An 18,626-nucleotide genomic window follows, 5' to 3' on the forward strand; every position below is an offset into this window, starting at 1 on the left:
TTACGCGTCGATCAGCCCGAGGCGACGATAGGCATTCCTGATCTGGACCTTGGCCTCGTCCGGCAGCTCCGCTTGCGGTGGCCGCGAATGCGGATATGCGCCGATCGGCAGGCCCAGCAGCGAGGCGGCGTACTTGAACGCACCGCCCCAGTGCGTGAAGTAGTCCGACCGGCCCGGATAGCAGGTCCACCACGATCCGAGATCGAGATCGAACTGGTCGAGACCCTTGTCGCGCCAGAAGTCCATCGCCTCGAGCAGCTTGTCACTCATGACCAGATCCCAGTACTCCGAAAGCAATGGCAGCTGCGGAGTCTCAACCAGATATCCGGCGGTTCCCAACTGCGCCGGGCAGACGATCCCGGCTCGTACCCATCCGGCGCGTGCCACCGTCTTGTCGCATTCCCAGATCACCAGACCGGGCGCGAGCTCGTGCAACATCCTGCTGTTCTGCGGACGGAAGGCACCTTCCTTGGTGGCACAGACCGCAGGCACCTCGTCGTAGATCCGCGCGCTTTCGGCCGGGGTCAACACGTAACCCGAGGACGGTGAGTTGAACATGCCCAGGGCGATGTCGGTGCGCGACGCGACGTACTTGAAGAATCTCAGCACGCCGTCGCCGCCGTGCACCTCCATCATCGGCGTTTGGATGTAGGCGATATCAGCGCCGGCCTCCTGGGCGTGCAGTGTCAGGTCCACACAGTCCTTGGCCGTCATCGCCGAGGTGCATGCCTGTATGACGACCGTGGGGTTGGCACTGCGCGCCTCGTGGATTGCCGCCTCTAGCAGGCGCTTTCGCTCATCGAGAGTCAGCGACCAGAATTCTCCGACGCCGCTGGTGCACCACAGCATCGGGTGGCCGAGATCGCGGACGCAGTAGCGCACCAACGTCCGGTAGGCATCCCAGTCGATGTCGTCGCCGTCGGCGCCGCAGAACGGTGTGTACAGCGAGTCGCCGATTCCCCGCAGCGCCCCGGGCGCCCAGGTACGCGCTTCACTGGCTACCGCCATGGTCCACTCCTTTTGCCAGCCAGCCGTTTTCGCCTCAGGTGAAGTCCGAACCACCGTCCACGTTGATATTGGCTCCGGTCATGTAGGAGTTGCGGCGCGACGCGAGAAACGCTGCGACGGGACCGATTTCCTCCGGTAGGCCGGCTCGCGGCAGCTGCGCCGGATGACCGAAGTGCTTGTCGATGGCATCCATCAGGGCGTAGGGGTCATTGCCGTCGACGCCTACGGATTTCGCCCAGCCGACCAACGACTCCGATGCGATGCTGCCCGGCGACACGACGTTGACCAGGATCTCGTCCTTGGCCAGCAGCAGCGATAGGTTTTTCGAGACGCTGGTGAGCATGGACTTGGCCGCCGTGTAAGCGGGCAGCATGACGCTTTGCCGCTGCGTCGAGTGCGCGGAGAAGTTGACTATCCGTGCCCAATCCGCCTTGCGCAGCAGGGGAAGTGCCGAGCGAACGCAGCGCACCATGCCCATCACGCCGTCTTCGACAGCCTCCCGCCACTGCTCGTCGGTCAGATCTTCGAAGCTCCCCGGCGCTCCCGGCCCCACCGTGTTGATGAGCACGTTGAGTTCGCCGTCCCACCGCTGACCCAGCTCGGCGAACACTTCGTCGACCTGCCCCGCATCGCGGATGTCGGCAACCAGGCCCAGAGCGTCGGGACTGCCCCGACCCGCCAGATCGCCAACGGCGCTGTCGAGCTTGGCCTTTGACCGACCGACCACCGCCACCCGCGCGCCTTCCTCCGACAGGCAGCGGGCGGTGGCCAAACCCATCCCGCTGCTGCCACCCACCACCACCGCTGCGGCATTAGCCAGCCCTAGATCCATGCTTCACCGTTCGGCGCTGGCCGAGACATGCTTCGCCGGTCCAGCTGTATTTACCAAAAAGCCTACGATAGGTATTACAGTAGCAGACGGACAACCGCTCGAACCGCTGTCGGTGGCGACGCCGCGGACCGCATACGCAGCACAGATCTTGATGGAGGTGCCCGTAGTGGCAAAGCAGGCAACCGCCGACAAGCGGCAGCGACGCGAACGCGGGTCCATCAATCCCGATGACATCATCAGCGGCGCATTCGAACTCGCAGAAGAGGTATCGATCGACAACCTCAGCATGCCGCTGCTTGGCAAACACCTCGGCGTCGGCGTCACCAGCATCTACTGGTACTTCCGCAAGAAGGACGACCTGCTCAACGCGATGACCGACCGCGCCCTGAGCAAGTATGTATTCGCCACCCCGTACGTCGAAGCCAGCGACTGGCGCGAAACATTGCGTAACCATGCCCGGTTGATGCGTAAGACGTTCATGGGCAATCCGATTCTGTGCGATCTGATTTTGATCCGCGCCGCGCTCAGTCCGAAGGCGGCGCGCCTAGGCGCGCAGGAGATGGAGCGTGCGATCGCCAACCTGGTGGAGGCAGGCCTCTCGCCCGAGGACGCCTTCGACACCTATTCGGCGGTTTCGCTGCACGTCCGCGGATCGGTCGTATTGCAGCGACTCCAGGAAAAAACCCAAACACCCGACAGCGGACCGCGCTCGATTGACGACGCGGTGGCCATCGACCCGCAAACCACGCCGCTCATCGCCCGAGTGACCGGGAAGGGACACCGCATCGCGGCGCCCGACGAAACCAATTTCGAGTACGGCCTGGACTGCATACTCGATCACGCCGGACGATTGATCGAGGAGTCGCAGACAGCCTCGAAAACCACTAAGTCTGCGCGGCAACGCAAGACGACTAAATCCGCGTCGGTCCGAACGCGGGCCAAAGCGGGTGGTTAGCCGCTCCGCCGCAGTCCAGACAGTGAAAACCTGCGCGTACTGCAAAAATGTCTGCATACGTGCTTTCGTTGTGAAACTACGGCTTTCAGTGTGAAGCCACGGCTTTAGCAGTGAGCCCAGGGCGCGAATCGGCGCGAATTTCCGCCCAGGTTACACACCCAACGCCAAGGATTCACACCCGAAGCCAAGGCTTCACAGTCAAAGCCATCACCGATCGCGACGGATTTACGACGGCTCGCCCTAATCCGGCTCCGGCACATGAAAGTGCTCGTCGCGCAACCGAAACGCTTCTTTCGTTCCATGCTGCGCACGGGTTTTGACGAAGTTGAACTCGCCGTGGGCGAACTGCAGGTTGGTGCCGAAAGCGTGAAACAGATAGCTGGCGACTTCCTCACCGTTGTATGCCTGGGTCTGTTCGACGAGGCGGAATGCTTCTTTGGCGATGACGACGCCGTCGGCGGGCATCTTCGCGGCCTTCTCGGCCCAATACCTGGCCCGCGCCGCAACCGAAGCTGGATCGCATGTGTCGGTGAAGATTCCAAGGTGCTCGACCTCGCCTGCCTCGATCACGTCACCGGTCAGCAGCAGACGGCGTGCCAGAACCGGCCCCAGCCGGTGGAAGAACATATGCAGGCTGCCGAGTGCGGGACCGAGGAATCGGGTTGCCGGCATACCGATTTTCGTGTCGCGCGCAATGACCGAGATGTCCGTCATCAGCGCCATCTCGAAGCCACCGCCGAGGGCGTACCCGGCGATCTCCCCCACCGTCACCTTGGGGAAGCCCATGAAGTTGTGGTAGAAGCCAAATGACTTGCGGTCCACCGTAAGTCGCCTCCGCTGGCTGGGCCGTCTGCGATCCTTTCGCTCGTCGGCTTCGCCCTCGGCAGGCGACGCGCCGTACCAGCCGTAGGCGTTGTTCATGTCGGCGCCGGTGGAGAAGACGCCATCGGCTCCGCGCAGCAGGACCACGGTGAGGTCGTCGTCTTCGGCGACCCGGTCCAGGCAGCGGGCAACCTCGTCGCGCATCGCCGCGTCGTAGGAGTTGCGTTGCTTGGCGTTGTTGAACGTGATTGTGGCGATGCGCTTGTCGGCATCCACGTCGAACAGCACGCGATCATCGGAAGCACCGGAAGTGGTCATGCGCTGGACTCCTTTCGCCGCCTGGCGAACTTGAATACCGACAACTTTTCCGGCGGCGCAGCCACCGTGCTGACTTCGCCCGTGCAGAGCACCTCGTCCTCGAGCAACAGCCGCCCTGTCGAGGTGATACCGCGGTCGATCTGCGTGCGCGCGATGTCGAAACGCAGCTCGGTCAGCAGGGGCGTCGGGCGGCGGAACGTCACGAGCAGCGCACGGGTTTTGCCGGACAACCCCGTGACGCAGCTGTGATGCTGTATCACGCAGTCGAAGAACACGCCGAGGAAGCCGCCGTGCACCAGCCCGGGCGGGCCTTCGTAGATGAGGGGGAAGACGACTCGGCCTTCGGCTTTCTCGGCATCGAACCGATCGAAGCGGTACTCCGGAAAGCACGGATTATAGGCACCGATGTCGGTGGCGTGGTTGAGGTAGATCCTTCGGGAATCGTCAGGGGTCTCACCGATTCGGGGTGCGCTGTCCCGCGGTGCAACGGCGGCCAGCTCGCTTTCCCACTCGGCGAACTTCGCGATCATCGTTTCCACTGTCGGGTGATCGTGTTCCAGCGAAAGCAGCAGCGACCCGAGCCGGCGCATGGCGGCGGCAGCGGCCACGGTCTGGGCAAGAGGCGCCTCGCCGAATCTGGCGTCACCAGAAGAAGCGTGTCGGGGCTCGGTCATCAGTCCCTCTTTCACCGAGTTCACCCGGGTTCAGCGGGTTTAGCCCGGCTTGTTCCGTCGCCAGCGTATCCTTGCTAACTTATACAGCGTAGCAATCGTATTGCCTACTGTATGGGTAACCGTAACGGCGAGAAAGGCCGGATTCGATCGTGAGTCACGAGGCCGACGCGGCCGACGCCGCCGGGTCGGTGAGCGCATGCCGCGACGGCGCGGTACTGCGTATCACGCTCGATCGGCCGGCCCGCCGTAATTCGTTGACCCGGTTGATGATCGAAGCGCTGGTCGCCACGCTCACGGATGCCGCCGCCGACGACGCACTGCGGGTGATTCATCTTCGAAGTACCGGCGAGGACTTCTGCGCGGGCGCAGACTGGCTGGCCACCAACAGCGGCGGACAGCGTCCCCGCACCGGCGATCTCGTCCGGCGGATACCGCACGCCGCCCACCGGGTGATCGAGCTTTTGCACAGCATCCAGCTGCCGGTGGTCTGCGCCGTGCAGGGTCGGGCCGTGGGCATGGGCTGCAATCTCGCGCTGGCCGCCGACTTCACCGTGGCCGCCGACGACGCCGTATTCTGGGAACCCTTTGTGGAGCGTGGCTTCAGCCCTGATTCGGGCGCTAGCTGGCTGCTGCCCCGGCTGATCGGTGTGGCGCGAGCCAGGCGCATGCTGCTGCTGGGTGAGAAAGTCAACGCCTCGGATGCCGCCGAATGGGGATTGGTTCATCAGACCGTGAGCGCGTCCGAACTCGACAACGCGGTCGAGGAGCTGCTGACACGGCTCGCCTGCGGCCCGACGGTGGCGATCGGACTGGCCAAGCAGGCGGTGCGCTTCAGCCAGCACGCGACCCTGGACCAAGCCATGACACAAGAACTCTACAACTTGGAACTAGCTTGCCGGACAGTCGATTTCAAAGAGGGCCTGGAAGCTTTTCGGCAGCGGCGCGAGCCACGGTTCCAGGGTCGATGACACGAAGGAAACACGGAATGCCTACTGACTCGTTCGACACGATCGGCTACGAAGTCGATGGGCATACCGCCACCATCACGCTGAACCGCCCGGATGCCCTCAACGCGCTCAGCCCGCACATGATCAGCGAACTACGCTCCGCCTACGACGAGGCGGAGAACGACGACAAGGTGTGGCTGCTCATCGTTACCGGCACCGGCCGCGCCTTTTGCACCGGAGCTGACGTCAAAGCCATTCCCGAAGACGGCAAGGTGATCTACGAACGGCCTTACCTGTCCACCTACGAGCAGTGGGAAGCGCCGCAAGAAGGCACCCCGCCGTTCCGGACCATGGCCAAGCCGGTGCTGACCGCCGTCAACGGACTGTGCTGCGGTGCCGGCATGGATTGGGTCACCACGTCAGACATCGTCATCGCATCCGAACAGGCGACGTTCTTCGATCCCCACGTCAGCATCGGCCTGGTGGCCGGACGCGAGCTGGTCCGGGTGTCCCGGGTGTTGCCACGTTCGATCGCCCTGCGCATGGCCTTGATGGGCAAGCACGAGCGGATGAGCGCACAACGCGCCTTCGATCTCGGATTGGTCAGCGAAATCGTCGAGCACGACCGCCTGCTCGATCGGGCCCGCGAGATCGCCGAAATAGTCAACTCCAATGCGCCACTGGCGGTTCGGGGAACGCGGCTGGCCATCCTCAAAGGTCTGGACGTGCCGCTGCACGAAGCCGAGATACTAGCCGAGACATTTCGCGAACGCGTGCTGCGAACGGAAGACGCGCAAGAAGGCCCCAGGGCCTTCGTAGAAAAACGGAAGCCGAATTGGCAATGCAGATGACAGCCGCCGACGGTTTCGAAACCATCCTGCTCGAGGTCGACAGTGCCGACCACGTCGCGACGATCACGCTCAATCGGCCCGAGCAGCTCAATACGTTCAGCCGGACCATGTGCGAGGAGATGGCACGAGCCTGGCGAACGGTCAAGCTCGACGAGTCGGTGCACGCGGTCGTGTTGCGAGCAGCCGGCACCCGAGCGTTCAGCGCCGGGCTGGACATCAAGACGCCGTACGGCCAACCCGAAAATGTCTGGAACCATGAAGATCCCGGAGAGGCGCTCAGCCCGAAGTGGCAGAAGATGTGGAAACCGGTGGTGTGTGCGGTTCAGGGCATCTGCACGGCCGGCGCGTTCTATTTCGTCAACGAATCCGATGTGGTCATCTGCTCAACGGATGCAACGTTTTTCGACTCCCACGTCTCGGCCGGCCTGGTTTGCGCGTTGGAGCCGGTGGGGCTGATGCGCCGCATCGGACTGGGTGAGACATTGCGGATGGCGTTGATGGGCAACGACGAACGCGTCAGCGCCAACACCGCGCTGCGGATTGGGCTGGTCTCCGAGGTGGTGGCGCCGGGCCGGCTCTGGACCCGCGCGCATGAGATCGCAGCGGCGATTGCCGCCAAGCCCCCCTCGGCCACCCAGGGTACGGTGAAGGCGATTTGGGAGTCACTGGACAAGCCCTACCGCGCCGCCATGGAACAGGGACTCATCTACACCCGGCTGGGCAACCCGCTGGGCAAGGGTGAGCTGGCCGCCAGCAAGGACGTAACCGGCGTCAGGAAGGAACCGAAGATCCGGTGACGGCCGACCACCCGCTCAGTCGACGAATCGCCCATGTGCTGGACCTACAGCCGGATGCGCACGCGATCGAGTATGCCGGCCAATGGATCTCGTGGCATCAGGTCAATGATCTGGCACGGCACCTCTCCGCATTGACAGCTCGGCAGGGGGCTCGATCACAGGTCGGGATGCTGCTGCGCAACCGGCCGGGACACGTGGCCGCACTCCTCGGTGTGCTGTTGAGCGGCGGAACGGTTGTCACCATCAACCCATCTCGCGGTGACGAACGAACCAGGGCCGACATCGCGGCGCTGCGACTGCCGCTGGTCGCCGGCGAGCCCGACGACCTGGCCACGTTCGTCACGGCGGCGCACCACACCGAGACAGTCCCGATTCCGGCTCTTCTGGACACGCCCCCCGGTGCGCCAATGCCGAGCCCCAGCAGGACGGGGCCCGTCGCCGAACCGGACGTCGCCGTGCGGATGCTGACCAGCGGCACGACCGGTCCGCCCAAACGCGTCGACCTCAGTTACGACATGCTGGCCCACACGGTCATGGGCGGTGAGCCGGACCGCGCAACGGCGCCCACCGAACTGCGACGGGGCGTCGCGATCGTCAACTCCCCGCTGGTGCATATCGGCGGAGTTTTTCGTGTGCTGCAATGCGTCACCGACGCGAGACCCTTTGTGCTACTTGACCGATTCGAACTCGACACCTGGGCGGCCGCGGTGCGCAAACACCGCCCCCGAACGGTATCGCTGGTGCCGGCCGCCTTGCGCACGGTGTTGCACTCCGGCCTGCCGCGCGCCGACCTGGCCGGCGTCCGCGCCGTGACCTGCGGCACCGCTCCGCTGTCGGCCGACGATGCCGACGCGTTCACCGAGAAGTACGGCATTCCCGTCCTGACGTCCTATGCCGCAACCGAATTCGGCGGCGGCGTGGCCGGTTGGACGCTGGCCGACTACCAGCGGCACTGGCGAGCCAAACGGGGCAGTGTGGGACGGCCGAACCCGGGCTCGGAGCTGCGGGTGGTCGACGAGAGTGGCACACCGCTCGGGCCCGACCAAGTCGGCCTGTTAGAGGTCAAGGCGGCACAAATGGGGGCGTCGGCGCCGTGGATGCGGACCACGGACTTGGCGCGAATCGACGACGACGGCTTTGTCTGGATCGTCGGACGCGCCGATCAAGCCATCGTCCGCGGCGGATTCAAGGTGATGCCCGACGACGTGCGCACCGCATTGGAGAGCCACCCCGCGGTGGCCGGTGCTGCCGTGGTAGCGCGGTCCGACGACCGACTCGGCGAGACCCCTGTCGCCATGGTGGAGTTGCGCGAAGCGGCATCAACCGACGAGCTGATCGAATTCCTCGGGAAGCGGTTGGCGCGCTACGAGATTCCCACGGACCTCGCGATCGTCGATGCCATCCCGAGGACGCCGTCAGGCAAGCCCGACATCGATGCGGTCCGCAGCTTTTTCAGCGATACCGCCGCGCACAGCGACCATGGCCGGTGACTCCCCCACGGTCGCGAAGATCCTGCGACACCAAGCTCGCTGCCGGCCCGAACACCCGATGCTGGTTTGCGACGACGAGCGCATCACCTACGCCCAGGCCGATCACCGGTCCGCGCAACTGGCCCGCGGGTTGATCGCGCTCGGCGCCGGCAAGGGCACCCATGTCGGATTGTTGTACCCGAACGGTGCCGACTTCGTGGTGGGGACGCTGGCGGCGGCACGGATCGGTGCGGTGGTGATCCCGTTCTCCACCTTCGCGACGGCCCGGGAGCTGAAAGAGCAGTTGGTCGACAGCGATGTCGGGATTCTGTTGAGCGCCGCGTTTTTTCGCTCTCACGACTATGCACAGCGGATCAACCAGATGCTGACGGATGCCGTGCTCGAAAACGACGGGCGGCTATTTTGCACCGGCACACCGCAATTGCGCCATGTCGCCATTGGCCACGACATCGGGCGGATCTACCGGCTCGCCGATACCGTCGACATGACCCTCTTGCAGACGATGGAAGAGGATGTCGAAAGTTCAGATGTGCTGACCATCATTTACACCTCGGGCTCCGCCAGTGCCCCCAAGGGCGTAGTGCACACGCACGGTGCCCTGCTGGATCACCAGAAGAACCTCAACGAGATTCGGAGCCTGACGGCAGCGGACAAGTTGTTCTGCAATTCGCCGTTCTTCTGGATCGGTGGATTCGCGTTCGGCCTGCTCGCCACATTGCTAGCCGGGTCGACGCTGCTGTGCTCCAACGCCGTCGACCCCGCTGCAACGCTCGACTTGATCGAGTACGAAAAGCCCACCATGACAAATGGATTTGCTGCTGCCGTAGCGCACCTGGCCGCCCATCCCAGCTTCCCCGCGCGAGACCTTTCGTCCGTGCGACGAGGCAACCTCTACCCGATCATGGCCCCCCACACCCGGCCGGCCGATCCCGAGCTGCGGCACAACATGCTGGGGATGACCGAAGCCGGCAGCGTCGTACTGCTCAGCGGCGACGAATCCGACCAACCCGAAGAGCGGCGAGGATCCTTCGGCAAGCCCGCGCCGGGCTTCGAAACCATGATCGTCGATCCGGACAGCGGGCGGGTCTGCGGTGCCGGCGAGGTCGGCGAACTGCGCATCCGCGGACCCTACGTGATGCAAGGCTATTACAAACGCAGTCGCGAAGAATGCTTCGACGCCGACGGCTGGTTCCACACCGGCGATTTGGTGCGCGCCGACGCCGACGGGTTCCTGTATTTTGTCGGCCGGCTCAGCGCATTGATCAAGACGGCCGGCGCGAACGTTTCTGCGGCCGAGGTCGAGCAGGCGATCGCCAAATTCGGGTTGGTGGCGCATGTCGTGGGAATTCCCGACTCACAACGAGGAGAGGTCGTGGCGGCGGTCGTCGTGTTGCCCGATGCAGCTGACACGTTCGACGAAGCGGCGTTGCATGCGCAGCTGAAGACGGAGCTGTCAGCTTACAAGATTCCGCGACGCTACCTCGGCCTGCCGCGCACGCAGTTGCCACTGTTGTCCAGTGGCAAAGTGGATACTCGGCAATTGAAGAAGCTGTTCGATGCTTGAAACCATCGACCGATTGGTGCGACGGCAGGCCTCCCGCCACGGCTCCAAGCCGATGGTGATCGATCCGACGGGTCGCGTCAGCTACGCCGAACTGGATTCAACCACAGCCGATCTGGCGGCAGGATTCATCCAGGCCGGCGTGAGCAAGGGCACCCGGGTCGGGCTGATCATGCCCAACAACGCTCGCTGGGTCCAGATCGCGATCGCGCTGACGCGTATCGGCGCCGTGCTGGTTCCGTTGAGCACCCTGCTGCGAGCCGGTGAACTGGTCGCACAGCTACGCACCGCTGCCTTGCAGTTCCTGGTGAGCGTCGAGGAATTCCGCGGGCACCACTACCTGGACGACCTGGCGCGGATCGGGAAGACCGAATTGCCTGCCTTACGCCGAGTTTGGTCGCTCGGCCAGGTCGCACGCCTTAGCGCCGGCGAGCGCGCATGCGGGATCGTCGACGCCATGACCCGGACGGTTTCTCCCGCCGACCCGCTGGTCATCATGTTCACCTCCGGCAGTAGCGGGGCACCCAAAGGTGTGTTGCACTCGCACGGGAACGCCTTGGGCGCAGTGCAATCGGGCCTTGCGGCCCGCCGCATCACGGCGGATACCCGCCTCTACCTGCCGATGCCGTTCTTCTGGGTCGGGGGCTTCGGCAGCGGAATACTGTCGACGCTGCTGGCCGGAGCCACCTTGGTGACAGAAGAGATGCCGCGACCCGAAACCACCCTGCGGCTACTGGAAACCGAACGGGTCACGCTCTTTCGCGGCTGGCCGGACCAGGCCGAAACCCTTGCGCGGTATGCGGATGGCGCTGATCTCTCGTCGCTGCGGCCGGGCAGCCTGGAAGCCCTGCTGCCGCCCGAGCTCCGGTCGCAACCCGGCGCCCGAGCCAAACTGTTCGGTATGACCGAGGCGTTCGGGCCGTACTGCGGCTACGCGGCCGACACGGACATGCCGCTCCCGGCGTGGGGCAGCTGCGGCAAGCCGTTTCCAGGCATGGAAGTTCGCATCGCCCACGCCGGCAATGAACCCCTGGCGGCGGGATGCGTTGGCATGATACAGATTCGGGGGCCCCACACGTTGCGCGGCATGTGCCGCCGCAGCCGAGAGGACATCTTCACCGCCGACGGCTTCTACCCCACCGGCGACCTCGGCCATCTCGACGAATATGGATTCCTTTTCTATCACGGCAGATCCGACGACATGTTCAAAGTCAGCGGTGCCACCGTCTACCCCGCAGAGGTTGAACGGGCATTACGTGCCATCGACGGCGTCGACAATGCCTTCGTCACCAACGTGCCTGGCATCAAGGGCGACCGAGTGGGCGCGGCCGTGGTGTGCGGCGGTGAGCTCACCGCCGACCAGCTGCGCACGGCTGCCCGTAAGCTGCTGAGCGCCTTCAAAGTTCCGACGGTCTGGTTGTTCCTGGATTCCGACGACGATGTTCCGCGTGGCGCCACCGGTAAGGTCGACGTCCATCGCCTGCGCGGGATGCTGGAAGACACCGACGAGACCGACGCGCCCGGCGTCTGAGGCAGTTGAATTGCTTTTGGCCGATTGCAGCGCATCGCGTATATACTGTGATCGCCATTCATATATAGGACAGGATCGGCATGACCAAGCGCCTTATCGACATCGACGACGAACTCCTTACGGCCGCCCAACGCGAACTCAACACGACAGGGGTCTCGGACACCGTTCGAGCCGCCCTGCAGCAAGCAGCGGCCATGGCCGCGCGGGCACGCGAGATCGACTGGCTGCGGTCCGGCGGGTTGGCAGAATTGGCTGACCCCGAACAACGCAAGCGTGTATGGCGCTAATTGCCAGATACATCGTTGATACCAGCGCCGCCGCGAGGATGCAGCATCCAGGAGTCTCTCAACGAATTGTCCCGCTCATCGCTGCCGGGCTCGTCGCCACCACTGCAGCGCTCGATGCCGAGGCGCTCTACAGTGCTCGCACGTCGGTCGAATACGAACAACGCTGGGCTGTCCGTCGCGACGCCTACGAATACCTCCCTACTGGCGACGAGCATTGGCACATTGCGCTTGGCGCTCAGCGTGACCTCGCCAGGGTCGGAATGCATCGGTCGGTTGGCATGACGGACCTGCTCACGGCGGCCCTTGCCGCAGCGCACAACCTCACCGTCATTCACTACGATGCTAACTTCGACATCGCGACAACGGTATTGGCTTTCCAGCACCAATGGGTGATACCGCGAGGCGCCCTCTAAGCGCACCAAAAATCCGCGACGACCGAACCACTTCTGTGGCTATGACCAACAGTAAATAGCCACGTTAACGGTGACCGATCACGGACGCCCGATCGCTCGCATCGTGCCGGTTCAACGACCTACGAAGCTGGAGCAGCTACGTGAGGAAGGCCGTATCCGGCGCGCACGAACACGCAAACCGCCCGCACGCCGCACGCTGGCTGCCGGCGGCACGGTCAGCGACCAGCGTCGGTGATCGGCTATCTGGACCCATACCGCGGTCCGGCTGACGACACCGCCGACCTCACCAGGGCACCAAGGATTCATTGAGAATCTTTCAAGGGAGCGCCACAAGTCTTTCTCATCTATCCCGGTCGATACCGGACCGTGAGGAGGAAGACTCATGTGGACCCGCTTTGTCCTGCAGCCCTGGTGGGGGCGCGCTTTAGTAGGGGCATGCGGGTACGGGGTCTTCGACGCCTTCAACTGGGGCGCCAACGGACTCGAGGCCGACCCCCACGAGCCGTGGTTGCTCACGCTGGCGTGGCACGTCGCGGGCATCGGCGTTTTCGGCCTGCTGGTGGCGTTATTCACTGACAGCACACATATCTCATGTAACAACGCACTCGCGGGACTCAACTCGCAGCAGCGGTCGGCGGCCATCGATGCGACCTTCCGCGGCCCAGCGCCCGCCGACCCGGCCGTCCGGGAAGCGGCAATCCGGTTGGCCGCACGCAAGGTCTACTCGGCACGGTTCTGGACGTCGAACTGCCGCGTACTGCTGGTCTTGATAGTTCTCTTCGCCGTCCTGGGTCTGGCGGTGGGCACCTGGCCATCTGGCTGGCACAGTGACGACTGGATCTCGTGCGCCGCCCTTCTCAGCGTCATGCTGGTGGGCTGGCACAGTTCGGCAGCCACCAAGCATCGTCTCCAGATGCTCGATGCGTCAACCGGTTTCAACACGGCTGACGCTCACCGCGATGGCGGCCTGTTTGTTTCCGCAACAACGCCGCGCGCAGTGAGGTGATCGATCAGCGGAACCGCGCCGGCGGCAAGATGTTCTGACATCGCTTCTCGGGCCAGCTTCTCGTCGTGTTTCTCCAGCGCGGACAGCACCCGCCGGTGGTCCTTTACCGACTGGCCAGGCCAGCCCTCGATCGCGGGGAACACCGATTCCGGTGCGTAACGGGTGATTTGGGACATCAGCTGCGCGAGCTTGGGTGAATCCGCGGCGACGTTGATGGCTCGGTGAAACTCGTGGTTGAGCCGGACTGTGCGTTCGTCGTCGCCACCGGCATAGGCCTCTTCCAGTTGAGCCTGAATCTGGTTGAGTTCGAGCAGCTGTTCGTCGGTTATGTTGACGGCGGCCCGCGCGGCGAGCTCACCGCCGACATGAGCCTGTACGTTGGCGACGTCGGCGAGATCTTGCTCGGTGACCGGCAACACCACGAAGCCCCGGTGCGGCTGCTGGGCGATCAAACCCTCGGCACGCAGCGCGAACAACGCTTCACGTACCGGGGTGACGCTGATGCCCAGCTCCGCAGCCAGCTGGTCCAACCGGATGTACTGTCCCGCGGCGTAGGTGCCGTCGAAGACCCTGTTGCGGACAAAGCGCGCCACGTCCTCGGAAAGTTGGGGCCGGGCAGCGAAATCGGGAGCAGTCATCGCGTCACACCCGGTACTCGGCGAGCAGTCGCTTGCTGATGATGGATTTCTGAATCTCGCTGGTTCCCTCGCCGATGAGCAGGAAGGGCGCGTCACGCATCAGCCGCTCGATCTCGTATTCCTTGGAATAGCCATAGCCTCCGTGAATCCGGAAGCTCTGTTGGGTGACCTCCGAACAGTATTCACTGGCAAGGTATTTGGCCATGCCGGCGGCAAGATCGTTGCGTTGCCCGGAATCCTTCAAACGTGCCGCGTTCACCATCATCAGGTGTGCCGCTTCGACTTTGGTGGCCATTTCGGCCAGTTGGAATGCGATGGCCTGGTGCTCGGCGATCGGCTTGCCGAAGGTGTGTCGCTGCTGGGCATAGCGCACCGCGAGCTCGAAAGCGCGGATGCCGATACCACAAGCTCTGGCCGACACGTTGACCCGCCCGACCTCAATGCCGTCCATCATCTGGAAAAAGCCCTGCCCCGGAACACCACCCAGGATGTCCTCAGCGCTGGCCTGGTAGCCGTCGAAGATGAGTTCGGTCGTGTCGATACCCTTGTAGCCCAGCTTGTCGATCTTGCCGGGGATCAGCAGTCCCGGCGCCACTTCTCCGAACCCCGTCGGCTTCTCGACGAGGAATGTGGTGAGGTTGCGGTGCGGTTTGTCTGCACCTTCGTCGGTGCGCACCAGCACGGCCACCAACGTCGAGCTGCCGCCGTTCGTCAGCCACATCTTCTGGCCGTTGATGGTGTACGTGCCGTCGGCGTTCCGCTGCGCCCGGGTCCGGATCGCGGCGACGTCGGAACCCAGCTCCGGCTCCGACATCGAAAACGCACCGCGGCATTCGCCGGTCGCCATCCGCGGCAGTAAGCGCTGCTTCTGCTCGTCGGTGCCGTGCTGGCGCAGCATGTACGCCACGATGAAATGGGTGTTGATCACCCCGGAGATGCTCATCCAGCCGCGGGCCAACTCTTCGACGCACAGCGCGTAGGTCAGCAGCGACTCCCCCAGCCCCCCGTACTCCTGCGGGATCATCAGCCCGAACAAGCCCATTTCCCGCATCTGGTCCACGATGTCCTGCGGGTAGGTGTCGTGGCGCTCGAGTTCCGGCGCGCTGGGGATGATCTCCTTGTCGACGAATTGCCTTACGGTCGTGACAATCTCGGTCTGAAACTCGGTCAGGCCGAGGGTTTGGGCAAGTCTGGTCATGTCCTGTCCTCTTCCGGCTCAACAGGCGATCGTTTTCGCGCTCGTCAATCGCGCGATGTCGGCGTCCGTCAATCCCAGGCGCTCGGTGAGCACGTCGGCGGTGTCTTGGCCCAGGGTCGGTGCGGGGGAGCCCGCGGGGTGAACACCGTCGAACGCGGTCGGCATACCAGGCGCGAGATACTCGCCGATGCCCGGTTGGTCCAGCCGGGAGAAAAGTGGATTCTCGGTCACCCGCGGATCTTCCACGACCTGAGCGAAAGTGCGATACCGCTCGAAAAGCACGGTGGTCTTCGACAGTGTCGCGCTGATCTCCTGCGCCGTGTGCTCGGCGAACCAGGTCGCGAACAGCGCGGAGAGCACGTCGCGGTAGCGGTAGCGGTCGCCTTCGGAGCCGAAGTCTACGCCCAGCGCCTGCGCCAGCGCGGCTACCGCCTCCTCGGTCCCGGTCGTGTCGACCAGGTCTCGAAAGTGCCTGCGGGTCAACGTGACAACCATGAATGCGACCCCGTCGCGACTGGTGAAGTCCTGGCCATACTGGCCATAGATCGAATTGCCCAGCCGCTCGCGTTGCGTCCCGTTCACTTGAGGTTCGGTCAACAGGCCCAGGTTTCCGGCGGTGGCCAGCGCCACGTCCTCCAGGGCAAGGCTGACGCGCGCACCCGCTCCCGTCTGGTCGCGGCGATGGACAGCGGCGACGACGGCCAGCGCCGCGTACAGCCCGCAGCACACGTCCCAAGCCGGTAGGACGTGGTTGATCGGACCGGCATGCGTCGCCGGACCGGTGACCAACGGGTACCCGATGCCCGCGTTGACGGTGTAATCGACACCCGTAGAACCATCGCCGCGGCCCAGCAGCTGGACGTGGATGACGTCGGAGCGCTTGGCGGCCAACGACTCATGGCTCAGCCACGACAGTCCGGCGGTGTTGGTCACGACGATTCCGTCGCCCTCGAGGATCAGCCGTTGCACCAGCTCCTGCCCTTCAGGCGAGCGCAAATTGATGGTGGCCGAACGCTTTCCCTTGTTCAGTCCGGTCCAGTAGATCGATGTGCCGGTTGCCGACAGGGGCCATCGCTGTACATCGGAGGCGCCACCGATCGGGTCGATGCGAACCACCTGCGCGCCGAGTTGGCTGAGCGTCATTCCGCACAGCGGTGCGGCGACGAAACTGGACACCTCGACGACGGTGATACCGGCCAGCGGGTTCATTGCTATGCAACCCGCTCGAAGACCGCGGCGAGACCTTGTCCGCCGCCGATGCACATGGTTTCCAACCCATACCGCGCCTGGCGGCGATCGAGTTCGCGGGCCAACGTCGCCAGCATTCTGCCGCCGGTCGCGCCCACCGGGTGACCCAGCGATATTCCCGAGCCGTGGACGTTGGTCCGGTCGTGGTCGGCAGCGCCGAAATTCCATTCCCGCATCACCGCAAGCGCCTGAGCGGCAAACGCTTCGTTGAGTTCGATGAGGTCGATGTCGCTCAGCTGCAGTCCCGCCTTTGCTAATGCAACCTCGGTGGCGGGCACCGGGCCGATGCCCATGATGTGGGGCGCCACACCCGCAGATCCCCAGGACACCAGCCGGACCAGCGGCCTCAGCCCGTGTTCGTCGGCCTTGTCCGAAGTGGTCACCACGCACATCGACGCCGCGTCGTTCTGTCCGCTGGCGTTCCCGGCAGTGACCGTTGCCTCCGGATCCTGTTGCAGCAGCACGGGTTTCAGCTTGCTCAGCGACTCCACCGACGTGTCGGCGCGTGGATGTTCGTCGGTGTCGACGAGCTCCTCGCCGTGCTTGGTACGCAACGTGACCGGAATGATCTCCTGGCCGAAGATGCCGTCCTTTTGCGCGGCCACCGCACGCTGATGCGAGCGGACTGCGAGCTCGTCTTGTTCCTGCCGTGAAATGCCGTACTGCCGCCGCAGGTTCTCGGCCGTCTCCAGCATGCCGCCCGGCACCGGATAGTTACGACCGCCGGCCGTGGTCCGTCCTCGCGCCAGCCCGTCGTGTATGCGGACGCCGGAACGAGCACCGCCCCAACGCATATCGGTGGAGTAGAACGCGACGTTGCTCATGCTTTCGCAGCCACCGGCGATAACCAGGTCGTTGTCGCCATTGCTCACCTGCAGACACGCTTGGATCACAGCTTGCAGACCCGACCCGCAGCGGCGGTCGACCTGCATACCCGGAACCGTCACCGGCAGACCGGAATCCAGCGCGACCACGCGTCCGATCGCCGGTGCCTCACTGCTCGGATAGCAGTGCCCGAGGATCACGTCCTGCACCGCATCCGGCGCCAGGCCGGTCCGTTCCAACAGTCCACGCAAAGCCGCGACACCCAGGTCGACGGCGCTCTGCGACTTGAACATTCCGCCGTAGCGTCCGACCGGTGTGCGCACGGGTTCGCAGATCACAGCTTCACGCATTGAGGCTCCTGTTTTGATGCCGAGCAGACGCAAAGACCCCTAAATTTGGCACTAATTGGGCGATTTTGCGTTCCCCCGCAAGCGGGAGGTGCCCCCAGCTCGCGCTATCTCTCATATGTGCCGGCCGCCAGTCACGTCCATGACGGTGCCGGTCATGTACGACGACAGGTCCGAAGCCAGAAACAAGGCGACGCTTGCGACCTCGCTGGGCTCACCGGCTCGGCCCATAGGCACCTCGGCCACCTTGGAATCCCAAATGCGTTGCGGCATGGCTTCTGTCATGGCCGAGCGAATCAGGCCGGGTGCGATCGCATTCACCCGCACACCCAGGTAGGCAAGCTCCTTGGCGGCCGCCTTGGTCATCCCCACGATGCCAGCCTTAGCCGCGGAGTAATTGGTCTGGCCGACCATGCCGACCTTGCCCGACACCGAAGACATGTTCACGATTGCCCCGCGCTTCTGTTCCCGCATGATCGCGGCGGCCAGTCGGGTGCCGTTCCACGTCCCTTTCAGGTGCACGTCGATGACCTGGTCAAACTGCTCTTCGGTCATCTTTCGCATCGTCGCGTCGCGGGTGATGCCGGCGTTGTTGACCATGATGTCCAAGCCGCCGAACCGCTCGATCGCGGTCTTGATCAGGGCGTCGACCTCGTCGGCTTTGGTGACATTGCAACGTACAGCCACGGCCACCTGGTCACCGCCGAGTTGCTTGGCCGCGATCTGGGTCGCCTCGAGATTCACGTCTCCGAGCACCACTCGCGCGCCTTCGGCGATGAACCGTTCCGCGATGGCATAGCCCAGACCTTGCGCGCCACCGGTGACCACCGCGGTCTGACCGCTCAATAACGACATCTGGATACATACCTTTCCTCGCG

At 64.2% G+C, this 18,626-nt stretch carries 19 protein-coding genes; 10 read left to right on the forward strand and 9 right to left on the reverse strand.

Features of this window, described 5'->3' with window-relative positions:
* The gene (locus A9W99_RS22280; RefSeq protein ID WP_067383345.1) at positions 1-1,008 is read right to left on the reverse strand and encodes a dihydrodipicolinate synthase family protein; all 1,008 of its coding nucleotides are present in this window, start codon (positions 1,006-1,008) and stop codon (positions 1-3) included.
* 34 nt (positions 1,009-1,042) lie between these two features.
* On the reverse strand, positions 1,043-1,840 hold the full coding sequence (locus tag A9W99_RS22285; protein WP_067383346.1) for an SDR family NAD(P)-dependent oxidoreductase: 798 nt from the start codon (positions 1,838-1,840) through the stop codon (positions 1,043-1,045).
* A 151-nt stretch (positions 1,841-1,991) separates the two neighbouring features.
* On the opposite strand from A9W99_RS22285, the gene A9W99_RS22290 reads away from it, so the two are divergent.
* Positions 1,992-2,795: a TetR/AcrR family transcriptional regulator gene (locus tag A9W99_RS22290; protein ID WP_067383753.1), complete on the forward strand. Its 804-nt coding sequence runs from the start codon at positions 1,992-1,994 to the stop codon at positions 2,793-2,795.
* 240 nt (positions 2,796-3,035) lie between these two features.
* Here the strand turns inward: A9W99_RS22290 and A9W99_RS22295 are convergent, their stop codons facing one another.
* Entirely contained in the window at positions 3,036-3,935 is a 900-nt protein-coding gene (locus tag A9W99_RS22295) for an enoyl-CoA hydratase/isomerase family protein (RefSeq protein WP_067383349.1), read from the reverse strand.
* Complete coding sequence (locus A9W99_RS22300; RefSeq protein ID WP_067383757.1) at positions 3,932-4,609, reverse strand: hypothetical protein; 678 nt, start codon at positions 4,607-4,609, stop codon at positions 3,932-3,934. The genes A9W99_RS22295 and A9W99_RS22300 overlap by 4 nt, the downstream gene beginning before the upstream one ends.
* 149 nt (positions 4,610-4,758) lie before the next feature.
* On the opposite strand from A9W99_RS22300, the gene A9W99_RS22305 reads away from it, so the two are divergent.
* The 9 genes from A9W99_RS22305 to A9W99_RS22345 all read left to right on the forward strand — a co-directional run bounded on the left by A9W99_RS22305 (position 4,759) and on the right by A9W99_RS22345 (position 13,492).
* Positions 4,759-5,577, forward strand: coding sequence for an enoyl-CoA hydratase/isomerase family protein (locus A9W99_RS22305; RefSeq protein ID WP_067383352.1), 819 nt, complete (start codon positions 4,759-4,761; stop codon positions 5,575-5,577).
* A gap of 17 nt (positions 5,578-5,594) precedes the next feature.
* A complete protein-coding gene (locus A9W99_RS22310; RefSeq protein ID WP_067383355.1) occupies positions 5,595-6,407 on the forward strand; it encodes an enoyl-CoA hydratase/isomerase family protein in 813 nt (270 codons plus the stop codon).
* Positions 6,404-7,204 (forward strand): enoyl-CoA hydratase/isomerase family protein, encoded by an 801-nt coding sequence (locus tag A9W99_RS22315; protein ID WP_371514978.1) that lies wholly within the window; start codon positions 6,404-6,406, stop codon positions 7,202-7,204. Before A9W99_RS22310 ends, A9W99_RS22315 begins: the two co-directional genes overlap by 4 nt.
* Positions 7,201-8,694, forward strand: coding sequence for a class I adenylate-forming enzyme family protein (locus A9W99_RS22320; RefSeq protein WP_067383361.1), 1,494 nt, complete (start codon positions 7,201-7,203; stop codon positions 8,692-8,694). The genes A9W99_RS22315 and A9W99_RS22320 overlap by 4 nt, the downstream gene beginning before the upstream one ends.
* Complete coding sequence (locus tag A9W99_RS22325; RefSeq protein ID WP_067383364.1) at positions 8,684-10,258, forward strand: class I adenylate-forming enzyme family protein; 1,575 nt, start codon at positions 8,684-8,686, stop codon at positions 10,256-10,258. Before A9W99_RS22320 ends, A9W99_RS22325 begins: the two co-directional genes overlap by 11 nt.
* Positions 10,251-11,786: a class I adenylate-forming enzyme family protein gene (locus tag A9W99_RS22330; protein WP_067383367.1), complete on the forward strand. Its 1,536-nt coding sequence runs from the start codon at positions 10,251-10,253 to the stop codon at positions 11,784-11,786. The genes A9W99_RS22325 and A9W99_RS22330 overlap by 8 nt, the downstream gene beginning before the upstream one ends.
* 80 nt (positions 11,787-11,866) lie before the next feature.
* On the forward strand, positions 11,867-12,073 hold the full coding sequence (locus A9W99_RS22335; RefSeq protein ID WP_067383370.1) for a hypothetical protein: 207 nt from the start codon (positions 11,867-11,869) through the stop codon (positions 12,071-12,073).
* Complete coding sequence (locus A9W99_RS22340) at positions 12,064-12,486, forward strand: PIN domain-containing protein (RefSeq protein ID WP_067383373.1); 423 nt, start codon at positions 12,064-12,066, stop codon at positions 12,484-12,486. Before A9W99_RS22335 ends, A9W99_RS22340 begins: the two co-directional genes overlap by 10 nt.
* Positions 12,487-12,868: 382 nt before the next feature.
* Complete coding sequence (locus A9W99_RS22345; protein ID WP_067383376.1) at positions 12,869-13,492, forward strand: hypothetical protein; 624 nt, start codon at positions 12,869-12,871, stop codon at positions 13,490-13,492.
* Here the strand turns inward: A9W99_RS22345 and A9W99_RS22350 are convergent.
* The 5 genes from A9W99_RS22350 to fabG form a co-directional block, all read right to left on the reverse strand.
* Positions 13,438-14,130: a GntR family transcriptional regulator gene (locus A9W99_RS22350; RefSeq protein ID WP_067383378.1), complete on the reverse strand. Its 693-nt coding sequence runs from the start codon at positions 14,128-14,130 to the stop codon at positions 13,438-13,440. The genes A9W99_RS22345 and A9W99_RS22350 overlap by 55 nt on opposite strands.
* A 4-nt stretch (positions 14,131-14,134) precedes the next feature.
* The gene (locus tag A9W99_RS22355; protein ID WP_067383381.1) at positions 14,135-15,328 is read right to left on the reverse strand and encodes an acyl-CoA dehydrogenase family protein; all 1,194 of its coding nucleotides are present in this window, start codon (positions 15,326-15,328) and stop codon (positions 14,135-14,137) included.
* A gap of 18 nt (positions 15,329-15,346) precedes the next feature.
* The gene (locus A9W99_RS22360; protein ID WP_067383384.1) at positions 15,347-16,537 is read right to left on the reverse strand and encodes a CoA transferase; all 1,191 of its coding nucleotides are present in this window, start codon (positions 16,535-16,537) and stop codon (positions 15,347-15,349) included.
* A gap of 2 nt (positions 16,538-16,539) precedes the next feature.
* Complete coding sequence (locus A9W99_RS22365) at positions 16,540-17,751, reverse strand: acetyl-CoA C-acetyltransferase (protein WP_067383386.1); 1,212 nt, start codon at positions 17,749-17,751, stop codon at positions 16,540-16,542.
* 111 nt (positions 17,752-17,862) lie between these two features.
* Positions 17,863-18,603, reverse strand: a complete 741-nt coding sequence (gene fabG / locus A9W99_RS22370; protein ID WP_067383760.1) for a 3-oxoacyl-ACP reductase FabG — start codon at positions 18,601-18,603, stop codon at positions 17,863-17,865.
* Positions 18,604-18,626 lie beyond the last annotated feature (23 nt).

The organism is Mycobacterium sp. 1164966.3 (genome assembly GCF_001665395.1).
Classification (GTDB): domain Bacteria; phylum Actinomycetota; class Actinomycetes; order Mycobacteriales; family Mycobacteriaceae; genus Mycobacterium.

Coding starts and splice junctions, on each gene's coding strand:
- A9W99_RS22280 (WP_067383345.1), bottom strand. CDS start 1,008: ATGGCGGTAGCCAGTGAAGCGCGTACCTGGGCGCCCGGGGCGCTGCGG.
- A9W99_RS22285 (WP_067383346.1), bottom strand. CDS start 1,840: ATGGATCTAGGGCTGGCTAATGCCGCAGCGGTGGTGGTGGGTGGCAGC.
- A9W99_RS22290 (WP_067383753.1), top strand. CDS start 1,992: ATGGAGGTGCCCGTAGTGGCAAAGCAGGCAACCGCCGACAAGCGGCAG.
- A9W99_RS22295 (WP_067383349.1), bottom strand. CDS start 3,935: ATGACCACTTCCGGTGCTTCCGATGATCGCGTGCTGTTCGACGTGGAT.
- A9W99_RS22300 (WP_067383757.1), bottom strand. CDS start 4,609: ATGACCGAGCCCCGACACGCTTCTTCTGGTGACGCCAGATTCGGCGAG.
- A9W99_RS22310 (WP_067383355.1), top strand. CDS start 5,595: ATGCCTACTGACTCGTTCGACACGATCGGCTACGAAGTCGATGGGCAT.
- A9W99_RS22315 (WP_371514978.1), top strand. CDS start 6,404: ATGACAGCCGCCGACGGTTTCGAAACCATCCTGCTCGAGGTCGACAGT.
- A9W99_RS22325 (WP_067383364.1), top strand. CDS start 8,684: ATGGCCGGTGACTCCCCCACGGTCGCGAAGATCCTGCGACACCAAGCT.
- A9W99_RS22330 (WP_067383367.1), top strand. CDS start 10,251: ATGCTTGAAACCATCGACCGATTGGTGCGACGGCAGGCCTCCCGCCAC.
- A9W99_RS22335 (WP_067383370.1), top strand. CDS start 11,867: ATGACCAAGCGCCTTATCGACATCGACGACGAACTCCTTACGGCCGCC.
- A9W99_RS22340 (WP_067383373.1), top strand. CDS start 12,064: ATGGCGCTAATTGCCAGATACATCGTTGATACCAGCGCCGCCGCGAGG.
- A9W99_RS22345 (WP_067383376.1), top strand. CDS start 12,869: ATGTGGACCCGCTTTGTCCTGCAGCCCTGGTGGGGGCGCGCTTTAGTA.
- A9W99_RS22350 (WP_067383378.1), bottom strand. CDS start 14,130: ATGACTGCTCCCGATTTCGCTGCCCGGCCCCAACTTTCCGAGGACGTG.
- A9W99_RS22355 (WP_067383381.1), bottom strand. CDS start 15,328: ATGACCAGACTTGCCCAAACCCTCGGCCTGACCGAGTTTCAGACCGAG.
- A9W99_RS22360 (WP_067383384.1), bottom strand. CDS start 16,537: ATGAACCCGCTGGCCGGTATCACCGTCGTCGAGGTGTCCAGTTTCGTC.
- A9W99_RS22365 (WP_067383386.1), bottom strand. CDS start 17,751: ATGCGTGAAGCTGTGATCTGCGAACCCGTGCGCACACCGGTCGGACGC.
- fabG (WP_067383760.1), bottom strand. CDS start 18,603: ATGTCGTTATTGAGCGGTCAGACCGCGGTGGTCACCGGTGGCGCGCAA.